Annotated in this window: 11 protein-coding genes; 5 read left to right on the top strand and 6 right to left on the bottom strand. The window is 71.4% G+C overall.

Going from position 1 to position 14,685, the window contains the following annotated elements; all coding sequences use genetic code 11:
- Window positions 1–97: 97 nt before the first annotated feature.
- Complete coding sequence (locus tag K7396_RS21100; RefSeq protein WP_086720317.1) at window positions 98–931, bottom strand: isocitrate lyase/PEP mutase family protein; 834 nt, start codon at window positions 929–931, stop codon at window positions 98–100.
- 63 nt (window positions 932–994) lie between these two features.
- On the opposite strand from K7396_RS21100, the gene K7396_RS21095 reads away from it, so the two are divergent.
- Window positions 995–1,714, top strand: a complete 720-nt coding sequence (locus tag K7396_RS21095; protein ID WP_152105128.1) for an ArsR/SmtB family transcription factor — start codon at window positions 995–997, stop codon at window positions 1,712–1,714.
- A gap of 129 nt (window positions 1,715–1,843) precedes the next feature.
- On the opposite strand, the gene K7396_RS21090 is transcribed toward K7396_RS21095, so the two are convergent.
- Window positions 1,844–3,262, bottom strand: coding sequence for a glycosyltransferase family 39 protein (locus K7396_RS21090; RefSeq protein ID WP_170314313.1), 1,419 nt, complete (start codon window positions 3,260–3,262; stop codon window positions 1,844–1,846).
- Between the two features lie 336 nt (window positions 3,263–3,598).
- A complete protein-coding gene (locus K7396_RS21085; protein ID WP_086718135.1) occupies window positions 3,599–6,796 on the bottom strand; it encodes a serine hydrolase in 3,198 nt (1,065 codons plus the stop codon).
- Between the two features lie 237 nt (window positions 6,797–7,033).
- Here K7396_RS21085 and K7396_RS21080 point away from each other — a divergent pair, with 237 nt between their 5' ends.
- The 3 genes from K7396_RS21080 (at window position 7,034) to K7396_RS21070 (ending at window position 9,326) form a co-directional block, all read left to right on the top strand.
- Entirely contained in the window at window positions 7,034–7,795 is a 762-nt protein-coding gene (locus K7396_RS21080) for a GOLPH3/VPS74 family protein (RefSeq protein WP_086718136.1), read from the top strand.
- 288 nt (window positions 7,796–8,083) lie between these two features.
- Complete coding sequence (locus tag K7396_RS21075) at window positions 8,084–8,947, top strand: helix-turn-helix domain-containing protein (protein ID WP_223660135.1); 864 nt, start codon at window positions 8,084–8,086, stop codon at window positions 8,945–8,947.
- Between the two features lie 169 nt (window positions 8,948–9,116).
- A complete protein-coding gene (locus K7396_RS21070; protein ID WP_086718138.1) occupies window positions 9,117–9,326 on the top strand; it encodes a DUF397 domain-containing protein in 210 nt (69 codons plus the stop codon).
- Window positions 9,327–9,462: 136 nt separating this feature from the next.
- On the opposite strand, the gene K7396_RS21065 is transcribed toward K7396_RS21070, so the two are convergent.
- The 3 genes from K7396_RS21065 to K7396_RS21055 form a co-directional block, all read right to left on the bottom strand.
- Entirely contained in the window at window positions 9,463–10,302 is an 840-nt protein-coding gene (locus K7396_RS21065) for a hypothetical protein (RefSeq protein WP_086718139.1), read from the bottom strand.
- A gap of 83 nt (window positions 10,303–10,385) precedes the next feature.
- Complete coding sequence (locus K7396_RS21060; RefSeq protein ID WP_158101122.1) at window positions 10,386–12,548, bottom strand: tetratricopeptide repeat protein; 2,163 nt, start codon at window positions 12,546–12,548, stop codon at window positions 10,386–10,388.
- A gap of 282 nt (window positions 12,549–12,830) precedes the next feature.
- Complete coding sequence (locus K7396_RS21055; protein WP_086718141.1) at window positions 12,831–13,244, bottom strand: hypothetical protein; 414 nt, start codon at window positions 13,242–13,244, stop codon at window positions 12,831–12,833.
- A gap of 193 nt (window positions 13,245–13,437) precedes the next feature.
- On the opposite strand from K7396_RS21055, the gene K7396_RS21050 reads away from it, so the two are divergent.
- On the top strand, window positions 13,438–14,673 hold the full coding sequence (locus K7396_RS21050; RefSeq protein ID WP_152105130.1) for an aminotransferase-like domain-containing protein: 1,236 nt from the start codon (window positions 13,438–13,440) through the stop codon (window positions 14,671–14,673).
- Window positions 14,674–14,685: the final 12 nt, after the last annotated feature.

Here is a 14,685-nt window from a genome sequence, read left to right as displayed (position 1 = left end):
AGCCCGCGCGGAACGCCCCACACACCCACCCGGCCCGCGCGGCCCGGCCCACGCGTCTCGCCCCGTGCCGACGCGCCCCACCCGGCCCGCGCAGCCGCTACTCCTCCCCCACCAACCGCTGCACGTCCTCGTAGCCCAGCACCTCGCCGCCCGCCCCCGCCGCGTCGGCAGGCCGCCGGCCCGTACGGATCGCGTCCGCCGCCGTGAGGGTGGCCTGCAACGCCGTACGGAAGAGCAGCGAGCCCGTGCTGATGCGGCGTACGCCGAGGTCCGCGAGGCGGCTGACGGTGTGCCGCCCGGGGGCGAACAGGATGTTCACCGGCGCGGGGATCTCGGCGACCAGCACCGACACGTCCTCGTCGGCGATCACGCCCGGCACGAAGATGCCGTCCGCGCCCGCCGTCAGATAGGTCTCGGCGCGTTCGAGCGTCACCGACAGCGGCGGCGGGCTGTCCGCCAGCCAGTGGGTGTCGATCCGGGCGTTGAGGAACAGACCCGGCGCCCGCTCCTTCACCGCGGTGATCGCCGCGGCCTGGCGCACCGGGTCCTGCAGCCCCTCGCCGCCGGGCAGCCCGTCCTCCAGGTTCAGCCCGGCGGCCCCCGCCTCCGCCAACTCGGCTGCCAGGTCGCCCACTTGGCCGGCGTCGCCACCGAACCCGCCCTCCACGTCGATCGTGTACGGGCAGGACAGCCGGCCGTTGAGCCGCAGCGCCAGCGCCACCGTCGCGTCCCGGGCCTCGGCGAACCCCCGCCCGTCCGGATAGCCATGGGCCGCGGCGACGCCCAGGCTCGTGGTCCCGACCGCCGCGTATCCGGCCCCGGCGAGGGCGACGGCCGAGATCACGTCCCAGGCGTTGGGCAGCAGCAGCGGCTGGTCGGCGTGGTGCAGCGCATGGAAGTGGAAGGTGGCGTACTCCGGGGAGGTGCTCATACGGGCACCGTAGGCCGCGGTCGCTTCGGTAGGCGCCGAAGACTCGCGGCGGACAATGGAGTCATGACCACTCCGGCGTACAGCTCCGAGCTCGCACGGCTGGCCGCACTGCTCGCGGACCGCACCCGCGCCGCCTTCTGCCTGGCCCTGCTCGACGGCCGGGCCTGGACCGCCGGCGAGCTGGCCGCATACGCGCAGGTCGCGCCGTCGACGGCGAGCGAGCACCTGACCCGGCTCACCGACGGCGGGCTGCTGGTGGAACGCCACCAGGGCCGCCACCGCTACGTCCAGCTCGCCGGGCCGCGCGTCGCCGAGTTGCTGGAGTCCCTGACCGCGCACCTCGACCCGCCGGCCGAGCGCCCCCGCGGGCTGCGCGCCGTGAGCGCCTCCGCCGCACTCGCCCGGGGCCGCACCTGTTACGACCACCTGGCCGGCCGGCTCGGTGTCACGATCACCGACGCCATGACCGGACGGGGACTGCTCGACCAGGACGGCGGGTTCGCCCTCACCGACGCCGGACGGAACTGGCTCACCGACCGTCTGGGCATCGAACCGGCCACACTCTCCCCGGGACGGCGGCCACAGGCCCGCGCCTGCCTGGACTGGACCGAGCGCCGGACCCACCTCGCGGGCACGGCCGGCGCCCGCCTCTGCGACCAACTCCTGGCACGCCACTGGATCCGCCGCATCGGCACCACCAGAGCCGTCCGCCTCACCCCGGAGGGCGCGACGGCACTGCACGACCTGCTGGGGATCGACGGGGCGGCGGCGGATCTGATGTGAGGGGGAGGACGGGTGCGGTGGGGCCATGATGAAGGCCACCCCCAACATGCCGCACTTCACGGAGTGTTGGGCGGCTCGGAGGCCGTATGGGACGTAGAGCCGCATGCGGCGGGACCTCGCCCCCGGCCCCTACCCGCCCCCTCCGCACGCCCCCGGCCGCCCGTACACCGTGATCCGGGCGCCGCGGACCTGCACCGTGCGGCAGATGGTGAACGCGGAGTGCAGCGTGGACCGTTTGGCGATCTCCTGGTCGTTGTCGTCGACCGGCTGGCCGTCGGGGTCGCCGGCGACGATGATCCGGCGGGCGGCCAGCATCCGGTCGCGGATCGCGTCGCCGGACCGCTCGGTGCCGTAGAGGGTGTGGGAGGCCGACGGGCTCTTGGCCAGGGCGAGGTCGTGCAGCCCGCGGAACTCGTGCGGCAGGGTCGCCCGCCAGATCCGCCTGCGGGACGGCATGAACAGCAGGCCGTCGCCGGGCTCGGCCACCTCCCGTAGGGCGTGGGCGATCGCGGTGACATCGTCCACACGGCTGTCCGGGCTGCGCAGATGGACGTTGACGGGCAGCAGCACCACCGGCACCAGCCCGGCCGTCACCGCCCACCGCAGCCGCCTGCCGCGGGTCTGGCCCGACTCGCCGGCCGGCCGCAGCAGCCGCGCCAGTGCGGCGCCCGCGAGCAGCGCGAACCCGACGACGTAGTAGAGGACGTAGCGGTCCACGTAGGCCGGCTCGACGTGGGAGAGGAGCAGCAGGAGAAGGGTGGGCAGGAGCAGCAGGGGGACGCCGAGCGCGCGCAGCCCGATCGGGCCGCGGGAGCGGACCCGGACGCGGGCGCAGGCGACGCCGAGGACCGCGAGCACGGCGAAGGTCAGCAGTTGCACGGGGTCCGGCCACATCAGCCAGCTGATCTGCGCGGACTGCCGGGTGCTGAACACCGCGAGCGGGGCCAGCCCGGCGAGCGTGGTGACCGCGCAGAGCAGCCAGGCCCGCAGTACCCGGCGGGGCAGCCGGGCGAGGATCACCGCGGCGCCGTGCGCGGGCAGCGCCAGCGACGCGAACTCGTGCAGCAGGCACGCGACCAGCATCAGCACCGTGTAGCCGAGCCACAGCCCCCTGCGCGGACCGGCGGCGGCCAGCACCAGCAGGTAGGAAGCCCAGACGACCAGCGCGCAGACCGTCGCGTACGAGCGCCCCTCCTGCGCGTACTGCTGCACGACCGGGATCAGCGCGAAGGTGCAGCCCGCGCACAGCCCCGCCCGCCGGCCGACGAGGCGCTCCCCCAGCAGCGCGACGCCCACGGCGGCGACCGTCATCGCCGCCACGGACGGCAGCCGCAGACCGACCGCGTCGCCGAACGCGCCGCGGAGCGTGGCGTCGTATCCGGCGAACCAGAGGTGCATCAGCGCGTAGTAGAGGCCGTGCACGACATCGACGTGCAGCAGCGTGGCCCACAGATCGGCCGGGCCGCGGTGCGCCATGTCGAGGGTGACCGCCTCGTCCCGCCATATGGCGTCCTGCCGACGGATCCCCCACGCCCCCAAGAGCAGCATCAGCCCCGCGGGCAACAACACCACCAGGCCCCGCGCCACCCGGGCGCCACGGCCGGCCGCGTCGGGCACATACGTCTTCTGCGCTTGCGCTACGTCGATGACGGACTCCGGTCACGCGCGGGACGGACGGATGAACGAACGGACGAACGATCACACACATGCGGGACGGTTACACGGGGACGGACACGCGGGGGGGGGGAGGGGACGGATTCGGCGGAGACCCCGGGGCCGAGGGCCGGCCCCGGTAGGCCGAGGGGCCCCGGGCCGGCCGCCCGGAGCCCCTCGGTCCGTTCTCTTCCGCTCCGCTCGGAGCGACTCCGCTCGGAGCGGCTTCACTCAGGTGATGCGGATCAGCTTCGCGCCGAAGGTCGGCTCGACCAGGTCCTTCTGCAGGGCCACCGGCACCTTCTGCGTGCTCTCGCCGTTGCCGACCGTCAGCACACCGACCTCGGTACCGGCCTTGGCGGTGTGCGGGATGGTCTTGCCCCCGCTACCGACGCTCAACTTCAGCTTCTGGCCCGGGACGCCGACCGCCTTCAGGTCCTTGGTGGCGACGACCGGCGTGCGTCCGTTCAGGCCGTCGTCGACATAGCCGACGACCTGGCCCTTCTTCACCGCCGGGGCCGAGGTCAGCGCGTCGCGTACGACCTGGACGACCTGCTTGCTGTTGTTCTTGACCATGGTGAGGCTGTTGGAGGCGTCCGGGTCCAGACCCTTGAAGTGCTGGTCCATCATGGTGCCGAGGATCAGGCGGTCCTTGCCGTCCACCGTCTTGTAGGCCGCCCAGGACAGCGTGCCGCCGGCCGCCGTGCTGGAGCCGGTCTTGATGCCCTTGATGCTCAGCCCCGCCAGCAGCAGATCGTCGTTGTTGTTGTTGATCCGCCCCGGAAGGCCCCGGATCTCGGCGTTGGGCATGGCGACGATCGGCCGGAAGGCGTCGAACTTCATGACGGCCTCGGCCAGCTTGAGCTGGTCGACGGCGGTGCTGACGGTCTTGGGGTCCAGGCCGCTGGGGTCGGTGTACGTGGTGTTCTTCATGCCCAGTTCCTTGGCTGCGGCGTTCATCTTCTTGACGAACGCCCCCTCGTTGGCGGACTTGGTGTCCCAACGGGCCAGCAGCCGGGCGATGTTGTTGCCGGACGGGATCATCAGCATCTTCAGCATGTCCTGCTGGCTGAACTTCTGCCCCGCCTTGAGCCCCTCGATCCGCGACTCGTGCCTGGAGCCGCCCTCGGTCACCGCCTTGGCGTCGACCTCGATGTCCGGGCCCTTGTCGTCCTTCTTGAGCGGGTGATCCCGAAGGATGACATAGGCCGTCATGATCTTGGCCACGCTCGCGGTCGGCACCGGCTTCTGCGGGCCGAACGTCCCCAGGTCCCCGGAGCCGACCACCTTGACCGCCGCCTGCCCGTGTTCGGGCCACGGGACGGCGAGCTTGCCGCCCTCGAAGGTGAACGAGGACTTGGCGTCGCCGACGGTGAGCGTCGGGTCGGGCAGCGGCCGCACCGCCTGGGCGACCACGAAGATGATCACCAGCAGCACCGCCAGCGGGGTCCAGATCTTGAACCGGCGGACGACCGTGCGCAGCGGGGTCTCGGGCGGCGGCGGGGTGTTGGTGAGCTGCGCCAGGAGGTCGAGCGGCGGCAGGGGCTCCTGCTTGGTCCGCTCGGATTCGGGCAGCGCGCCGGGAGCACCGGCGGCCGTGGCCCCCGTGGCAGCGGACGGCATGGCGCCCGGCCGGTCGGCGGCCTTGGACGGTGCGGTCGCTTCGGCGCCCTCGGCAGGCTTGGCCGGCTTGGTGGCCGGGAGCGCGCCGGCGGCCTTGTCCTCCGGCTTTCCTGCCGGCTTGTCCGCGGCCTTGTCGGCCGTCTTGGCCGCCGCCTGGCTCCCGGACTTCTCCGTGGGCTTCTCAGCGGCCTTGTCGCCGGCCTTGTCGGACGTACGGGCAGGAGTCCGGGGCGCCGTCTTGCCCAGCGACTTGCCCGCCGTGCCGTCGTCCGCCGACTTCAGCGCCACGAACTGACTGGTCCGCTCGGAGTCCCGCTCGGAGGTACCGGGCGCCTTGGAGTCGGCCTTGGACCCGGGCTTGGCGTCGTCCTTGTCGCCGGCCTTCGCGTCAGCCTTCTCGCCGGCCTTGGAGCCGGCCTTGGCATCCGACTTCGCGTCGGTCTCGGCATCAGCCTTGGCGTCGGCTTTGGGCCCGGTCTTGGCGTCGGCGCCGCCCTTGGCGCCGGACTTGCCCTTGCCGGCGGCCGCACTTCCGGGCTTGGCCTCCGCCTTGCTCCCGCTCTCGCCCGCAGCCTTGTCCTCGGTCGCGCCCTTGCTCTCGGTCGCGTCCTTGCCCTTGGCCGCGTCCTTGCTCTTGGCGGGCGCGTTGATCTTGAACGCGGTGGTCGCCTGGTCGACGGCACCGGCCGCCGCGCCCTTCCCCTTCAGCTTCGCGACGGCAAAGACACGGGTCGCCTCATCCACCGCCGACTCATCGACGTCGGCGTCCCCCTCATCGCCGCCGTCACCATTGCCGTCGCTCTTGCCCTTGCCCTTGCCGTCAGCCGCAGCGCCGCCCTTCTCGTCGGGCTTGCCCTTCTGCGGCCCCACGGTCTTGAAAACGGCGGTCGGCTGATCGACAACCTTGGTCGCGGTCTTGGACTCGGCCTCAGCCTTGGGCTCGGCTCCGGACTCGGTCCTGGGCGCGGACTCGGCCACGCCCGCCCCCTTCGCCGCAGCCTTCCCGTCGGCCTTCCCGTCGGCCTTTCCACCGACCTCCGCGTCGGCCTTCGCACCGGCCTTGCCGCCCGAGCCCGCGTCACCCGAGCCCTTCACGTCGGACCGCGCCGCGTCCTCGGCCTTCGGCTCCGCCGCCGCTTCCGGCTCTACGGACGGCTTCGCGACGGCACCATCCGCACCCTCGTCCGTGCCCGTGCCCCCGTCCACGTCCACGCCCCCGTCCGCACCTTCACCAAGATCGCCGGAACCCGCGGAAGCCTTATCGGCGTCGCGGCCGTCACCGCCCTCGGCGTCCTGGGCGCCTTCGGCCTCCGCGCCCTCGGCGCCCTCGTCGCTCTCGTCGCTCTTCCCCGAGACCCAAGCGGCCACAGCGGCCCGCAGACGGTCGTCGCCACCGCCCTCGCCGCCCTTGCCCTCGCCGGCGCCCTCAGCGGCCTCCTGGGGCGCTTCCGGCGCCTTGGAGGCATCGGCCCCCGCGGACGCCGCGGAGGAGCCCGCAGACTCCGGCTCGACGACAGACTCCGGCTCGGCCGAGGACTTCGACTCGGCGGCAGACCCCGACTTCACTCCAGACCTCGACTTCGTCCCGGACCCCGGCTTCGCCGCGGATCCCGACTTCGCCGCAGGCTTCGGCGCCGCCGCAGCCTCCGGCTTCTTCTCAGGCTTCGAGTCCGTCCCGGACCCCGATTCCTTCGCCGGCTCGGCCGGCTCCCCGCGGAAGGCGGACAGGCGCGGATCGCGTTTGCTCCGCGCCGTCTCCCCCGACGACTGCTTCTTGTCCGACTTGTCGGGGGACTCGCCCGCCACCGATGTCTCCTTCATACGTCGCCCGCTGCCTGGCCCTGTGATCCAAGTGTCCTGTGTCCACGTAGCACCATCTCGCCGCCACGCGTACCGGTAGGCGTGGCACCCCACAGAAAGATGTCGCCGACGTGCAAGACGAGAACGACATACCTACCGGTTCCCTACCGAACCCCCCACGCACCCTCGACAGATGAATGTGAGAGGGGTCACCCTGTCATTCATCCACGCGGGGAGGCATGGATGGGCAGGAGCCGCAGAACAATTCCGGAGGAGCTTCTGCTGCTCGCTCTGGACCCGACGACGGGTACCACAGCGCAGCCGCAGTCGCTCGACCTCGGCCTGGCCGGGGCCCAGCTAGTAGAGCTGGCTCTGGCAGGACGGATAGCCCCAGACGGGGATCGTATCGCCGTGGTGATGGCACGGCCGACAGGAGATCCAACTCTGGACTCCGCGCTGGAACTGCTGCGCCGACGCGGCAGTCCGGTACGCGCGGTCCACTGGATCGGCGGGCCCCGGCTGGGGCTGCGCCAGACCTACCTCACGCACCTGGAACGGTGCGGCATGGTGCATGCCGTGGCGGGCCAGATGTGCGGGGTGCTGCCGACGACGCGCTACCAGGCGACGGAGACGGCCATCAGCCGGGAAATCAGGGCCCGGCTGGACAACGCGATCCGCACCGGCGTACCCCCGGACCCGCGGACCGCGGCACTCGCCGCGCTGGCCCATGCGGTCGGCCTCGGCAAGCACCTGTATCCAGGGAACGAAGGGCGTTCATCGCGCTCCCGTCTCCGGGATCTGATCCGCCACGACCCGATGGGCGGGCTGGTCGCACACGCCGTCATGGATGTGCAGAACGGCGTCGCGGCCCAGCCGCGGCGTCCGCAGGCAGCCGGCGCGGGAGCCGTACGGCAACCGGCGGCGCGGGCCACGGCGGAGCCGGCCGGTGCGCCGGGCCAGTCGCGGCACGGCCACGGCCGGATGGCCCGGGTAGGCGCCCGCTGACGCCGTAGGACACCGGCGGGGTCCTGCCGCGCCACCGCCGCACCACCGACCACCGTCCCCACGATCCCGTTCGGGAGCCGCAGCAAGAAGCGCGGGGTGGCGGGGCCGGCCGTTCTGGACGACGGCCGGCCCCGCCACCCCGCGCGCATGCGCGGGCGCATTTTCGCGATTCCGGCCCCAAAATTCCACCGTGACCACCTTGTCCAGCCATTTGCCAGCGCGGCGCGGACCGTTGGTGGCAGTCTGCTGACCAGAAAACAGCAGTACGGAGCCGGAGGTGCACTTAGCGTGGCGTCCAACGTCAACCCCACCGTCAGGCGACGCCGATTGGGCCAGGAGCTGCGCAGGCTTCGAGAGGCCAAAGGCATGACGGCAGAAGAGGTGGCGGACCGGCTGCTCGTCTCGCAGTCGAAGATCAGCAGACTCGAGAACGGCCGCCGCAGCATCAGCCAGCGCGACGTCCGCGATCTGTGCGGGGTCTACGAGGTTGCCGATCAGCACATGGTCGAATCCCTCATGCAAATGGCCAAGGAGTCCCGTCAGCAGGGCTGGTGGCACGCATTCGGCAGCCTCTCGCCGAGCTACAGCGTCTACATCGGGCTGGAGGCCGACGCGCTTTCCGTGCGGAATTACGAATCGCTTCTGGTTCCGGGCCTTCTGCAGACGCCCGAGTACGCGGAAGCCGTGATCCGCGGGATGTGGCCCGAGGCCACTCCGGAGGACGTCGAGAGCCGGGTCGGCGTGCGCCTCAAGCGGCAGCAGCGGCTTCGCGCGTCCGAGTCCCCGCTCCGCTTCTGGGCCGTGATCGACGAGTCGGCCACCCGCCGGATCGTCGGGAACCGCCAGACGATGCGCGAACAGCTCGAGCATCTGGTCGAGTTGAGTCAGCTTCCCCACGTCACCCTGCAGGTGGTGCCGTACGCGGTGGGATCGCACCCCGGAATGACCGGGACGTTCTCCATCCTGGAGTTCGACGACCCTTCGGACTCGACCACGGTCTATTTGGAAGGCGTCACCAGCGACCTCTACCTGGAGAAGCACGGGGACGTCCACAAGTACGGGATCATGTACGAGCATCTGCGAGCCCAGGCGCTGAATGCGGACGAGACCCGGAAGTTCATCTCGGATGTGGCCAAGGAGTACGCCACCTGATTTCGCGGGGGCGGAAAGTACACCACCACCACACCTCGACGGAAGAGCCCTCGGGCATATGTCATCCGGTCGAGTGATCGGCTCCCCCTGTTAGCGATGTTGGAGCGTAGCGTCGTCAGCACTCCGAGAAGTCACCACTTCTCGCCCACCCGAACGCACGGGAGTGCACATGACGAGGAATCTCAACACGGCTCTGATGTGGCGGAAGTCGACTTACTCGGGCAAGGACGGAAACTGCGTCGAGGTGGCCCCCCTGGAGGATTCTGCGGTAGCCGTCCGCGACAGCAAGGCACCTCGTGGACCGGTTCTCTCCTTTTCGGAGCAGGCCTGGACGGCTTTGCTCTCGGATATCGACCGCGGCCGCCTGGGCAGCGCCTGACGCCGCCGTCACCCTGCCTTACGACACGAGCCCTCTCGACTGGTCCGCCGTCCTGGCCGAGGGGGCTCTGCCTCGCCCGCCGCGCCGCCCCTGACCCCCTGTCGCCCCTTCGCGTCTCCCCCGCAAGGAGCCTCGTTCAGCGGAGTTCGTCGACATAGCGGTCGGTCCCCGGCAAGGTGGGAATGAACGGCGCGACCAATTCGACAGAGCCGAGACCCCGCTCCGCGACGAGGGAATCGACGCCGGTGAATTGCTCGCGCCAGCACGCTCGCGGATCCTGCTCCAGGAACCAGAGGAGCGTCAAGCGGTTCTCCACACCCTCCACCTGCTTGACGTAGGACATCCGGTCTTCGGGCAGCGGATGGGGGCGAAAGGCCATCACCATGGCCGCCGCGGAACCCCGAATTCGCTCCTCGAGGTGCTCCGCGCACAGCCACTCGAGCAGTTCGGAACGCCGGCCGGCATCGGCGGCGTCGATCACCTCCACGACCAGACCGTCGTACGGGTAATCCAAGGCATGGAAATCGCGGGGACCGTTGCCGCCGTCCCGGTACACCGTCGCGACATGCTCGTGGAACGCCGTGAAGACGTGGGTCCGCTCGCGATAGACACGGTCGTCCCGGTTGAGCCGTTGATTGATCCCCACACTCCACTTGATGTGCTCGGGATAGCGGCCCTGCGTCACCCAGTACGTCGAGAGGTAGCAACCGCTGGTCACCGGGCGCGCGACCGCGGATTCCGCCGGGTACCTGAGAAGCTGGAGGTCACGCGTCGCCACCCATCGGCGGCCCGCATACATCCACGGCATGGCCATGGCCCCGGCGATGAAATGGTCGTCCTCGTACCACCTGTTGTAGGCACGCTCATGGCCGGGGTGCGGCTCCACCATCGTGATCAGCGCATGGCCGGGACTGACGCCGTACGGCCCCGCACCGGCCAGTCGGGCATACGTCTCGACATGCGTCACATCGCTCATTGCGGCACTCCCACGGCAGGCAGATCCGGCAGGGCATCACAATTCTGATGCCCCGTCAGATCAATGGCCAGGGGTGCGACCGGCTATCGCGCGGCCTCCTCCGCCGCCCGCAGCGCGGTGCGGCAGTCGATCGTCTCTTGGTGATCTTCTCCGTACACGCGTCGGCAGGCCTCCAGCGTCTCCGTCCCCCTCAGGACCGCCTCTTCGGTGCGCCCGGCAACATGCGCGATACGGATGAGCTCGATGCGGATGAGCAGTGTGAGCCGATGCTCGTCCCCGAGCATCGACTGCCGGACACCGAGAACCTCCTCGGCCAGCTGCTGGGCTTCCTCCCACTGGCCAAGGCCCCGCAGGACCATGGCGAGCCGGTTCGCGCTGGCCATCGTGAGCCAGTGCTGCTCGCCGTGCACCCTTCTGCAGCTCTCCAGCGCGCGGCGGGCCGGGCCCTCCGCGTCCGCCGGCCTGCCCACTTCGTCGAGCACAAACGCCCTGGTGAGGGTGCTGCTGATGGTGATGGGGTGCTCCGCGCCCAGCACCCTTTCGCTGACCTCGCAGATCTCTTCGGAGATCCGGACGTTCTCCTCCTTGTCCCCCATGCGGCACAGCACCTCTGCCAGCAGGCCCCGGCTGTGCAGCGTGTCAGGGTGCCCCTCGCCCAAGACCCGCTCGCGCCCTTCCGCGGCCCGGCGGATCGTGCGCTCGGCGGCCGGCCAGTCCCCCAGGTGGTAGTGGTTGAAGAACAGTTCATGGGCGCTGCGCAGGGTGTCCGGGGCATCGGTGCCCAAAGTGCGCTCGCGCCGGGTCAGCACCTCACTGTGCAAGGAGATCGCGGCGCTGTGTTCGTCGGTCCAGAGGAGAGCTCTGGCGAGCTGATGCTGATCTTCGAGGAGTACCGGGTCATCTGCCGGAACACTCCGCCGTGCCACATCGACGACGAGTTGCGCCAGCGTGAGGGCGGTGAGTCCCTCGCCGCGCTCCATCAAGTCGTCGCGGAGCCCTCGGGCCGAGGCCAAGGCGGCGGCAACGACGTCCTCGCCGCCCTCCGCTTCCGCGTTCCGAAGGAGTTGGACAGCGTGCGGGACCATCATGTTTCGCATGCGATCTCCAGCTGGTGTGGGGACTTCCTCCGGAAGGGCCCGGAGGAAGAGGGAGGAAGCCGCCGCCAGCAGGGGGCCCCGCATGCGTGCCGGGATGCCCCCGAAGACCGTGTCGAGCACCAGCGAGTGAAGCTGCACGATACGCGTGGGCCGTTCACCACGCCGGCCGGGGGCATCCTCGACCAGGACCAGGGCCTGGCCGAGGAGCCCGCGCAGACAGGCCTCGACCCGGCTGCTGGAAAGCGGCGGTTCGAGCCTTCCCAGACCGGCGGCTTCCAGGCCGCCGGGCCGGATGAGGCTGATGGGCAGTGGGTCGGGGGCGAAGCAGCTGAACAGCCGCATCAGCGTGCCGGCATCGGGCAGCCCCCGCTCGGCCAGCGCGTCCAGGGAGAGCTGCCAGGTACTGCCGAGGGTCCGCCGCAGATCGGAATCCCAGGGGACGCTGCCGTTGTCGATCTGCAAGCTCGGTTCATGGGCCAGCCGACGCCGGAAGTCGGCCATGGTGACCGCCTCCAGCAGTTGGTCGGAGAGCTGCGAGCCGACGAGCGTGAGGGCCAGCGGCAGACGGCCCACCGCCTGCGCCAGCTGCAGTGCGTCCTCGTCGCTGCCGGTGGAGGGCGCAAGGTCGCTCAGCACCCGGGCCGCGTCCTGCGGCGGCAGCAGACCGATGGGGTGGAGTTCGGCGTCCGTCCACACCGGCGACTGGCCCTGCCGCGTCGTCACCAGGACGGTGCCGTACCGGCTGGGCCTGATCCATCCGCCGTCCAGGAAGGCGGGGTCGTCCGCGTTGTCCATCACGAGGACCCACGGTGTGCCCGGCCGGTCCAGATAGCCCCAGACCAGATCCGCGGCCGGCCGGTGCCCCCGGTGGACCGCTTCGAGTTCCGCGGCGGTGGCGCCTCGCTCGGCGGCGACCGACAGCATGCCCGCACGCAGTGCGGAACGGCTGGCGGTGTTCACCCAGAAGCCCTCGACGGCACGGCTGTTGACCGTTTCGTCGAACACGTACCGGGCCAGGGTGGTCTTGCCGCATCCCCCCATGCCATGGAGCACATGGATGCGCGCGCCGCTCAGAGCCGTCACGGCGGAGAGGAGTTTCGCCTTCGCCTCGTCCCGGTCACGTACGACGACCGGCTTCGGTGCCGCCAAGGGCACCCGGATCGAGTCCGGCCCGGTGCCCTCGGACCGCCGAGGGACGTTCGGCCCCGTCGCATCACCGCTGTAGTGGTGGTGATGCTCGGTGATGTGCTGGTCTCCGTCCGCTTGAAATACCCTCCCGTGGCCTTCGGCCACGGCTCCGGGACCCCCGGCATACCCTCGAGGCTGCTGCTCCGACATTCTCTTGCACTCCTCCGCCGGCCCCGCCGGTTGGCTGCCACGCTCCATGGGCGTGCCGTTCAGGGCGTCAGGACCGCCCCGGGCGAACCCCGCTCAGGCTTCCCGGATGGTCTGGTTGCGCCCCGCTTGATAGATGCGAGCGTGCCCGGAGGCCGTCGCGGTCATCTGGACCCCGATGCGGGTCTGCTCGGCCGGGGCGAGCAGTGGGTTCAGCTCTTCGTCCAGCACGCGGCGCAGTTCGTCCGCGAGGGACGGATCGTCCCGGAGCAGCCGGCGGAGTCGGCGCTGCCAGTCGGCGGCGAGGTCCTCCTCCGCCTGCGGATCGCCCTCCTCGCGGGCCGCGATCACCTCCGCCCGGACGTCGGCGAGTTCGGCCTCGATGGCAGGCACCCGTTCCGGATGCACCCGACGCCATAGCGCCACCGTCGCCTCGCGGGCCTGCCGCCAGGCGTCGGTGGCCATGCTGCTCACCACGGCAGTGCCCGCCGCGAGTACCAACGGATCCATTCCGCCCCCCCCCATTCGAAGAGTCCCTGTCCGGACGTCACCGTAGCCGGACCCCACGACATCGTTCCGAGGCTTCCCCGATGTGGCAGCCCGCCATGCGATTCCCCCTGCACACCGGTGCGGTGCGCGCTTAAGCTGCCGGTTGGCTGTGGCGGGGGTCGGGCTGTCGCAGGCGCGAGCGAGGGGAGCTGCCATGTCGGACGGGACAGAGGGGCCTGGGGGCAGGGGCGTGGGCGGTGCCGTCCCGGGGCTTGCGGGGCGGGTGGCGCGGACCGGGAGTTCGCCCGTGCGCGAGATTCTGGCGCTCACCGCGCGGCCCGAGGTCATCTCGTTCGCCGGCGGGCTGCCCGCGCCCGAGCTGTTCGACGCGGCCGGGATCGCGGCCGCCTTCCAGCACGTGCTGGCCGAGGAGCCGATGCGCGCGCTGCAGTACTCCACCACGGAGGGCGATCCGGCGCTGCGCGCGGCCGTCGCGGCGCGCACCACCGCGCGCGGGCTGCCCACCGACGCCGATGACCTGCTGATCACCACCGGTTCGCAGCAGGGGCTGACGCTGCTGGCCACGGCTCTGCTGGAGCCCGGTGACGTGGTGCTGGTCGAGGACCCCTGTTACCTCGCGGCGCTGCAGACCTTCTCCTTCACCGGCGCCCGGGTGGTGCCGGTGCCGACCGACGACGAGGGCCTGGACCCGGCCGCGCTCGACGAGATCACCGCGCGCGAGCGGCCCAAGCTGCTCTACCTCGTGCCGACGTTCCAGAACCCGACCGGCCGCACCCTGTCCGCCGAGCGCCGGGCCGCGGTCGCCGGGGTCGCCGCCCGGCGCGGGCTGTGGATCGCCGAGGACGACCCGTACGGCGAGCTGCGGTTCGAGGGCGAGCCGGTGCCGTGGATCGCCTCCTTCCCCGGGGCCGAGGACCGTACGGTGCTGCTCGGCTCGTTCTCCAAGGTGATGGCGCCCGGTCTGCGGCTGGGTTCGCTGCGGGCGCCGGCCGCGCTGCGGCGCGCCTGTGTGATCGCCAAGCAGGCCGCCGATTTGCACACCTCGACCGTCGACCAGGCCGCCGCGGCACGGTACCTGTCGGTCGCCGACCTGGACGCGCATCTGCGGCGGGTGCGCGACGCCTACCGTGCGCGGCGGGACGCCCTGGTCGACGGGCTGCCCGCGGCACTGCCCGAGGGGTCGCGGTGGAACCGTCCGGCGGGCGGCATGTTCGTGTGGGCGACGCTGCCCGAGGGGTACGACGCGACGGCACTGCTGCCCGAGGTGGTGCGGCACGACGTCGCCTACGTCCCCGGGGCGCCGTTCTTCGCGGGCCCGCCGGACGCGACCGCCGTCCGCCTGTCGTTCGTGACCCACTCGCCGGAGGAGATCGGGGAGGGGCTGGGACGGCTGCGGAAGGCGCTGGAGGGCGTGGGGCGGGGCGGGTGAGACGCGGGCCGA

Origin of the sequence: Streptomyces angustmyceticus (assembly GCF_019933235.1) — a bacterium.
GTDB classification, from domain to species: domain Bacteria; phylum Actinomycetota; class Actinomycetes; order Streptomycetales; family Streptomycetaceae; genus Streptomyces; species Streptomyces angustmyceticus.
The sequence above is the reverse complement of the archived record's forward strand: the minus strand, read 5'-3'. Positions and strand labels throughout refer to the sequence as shown.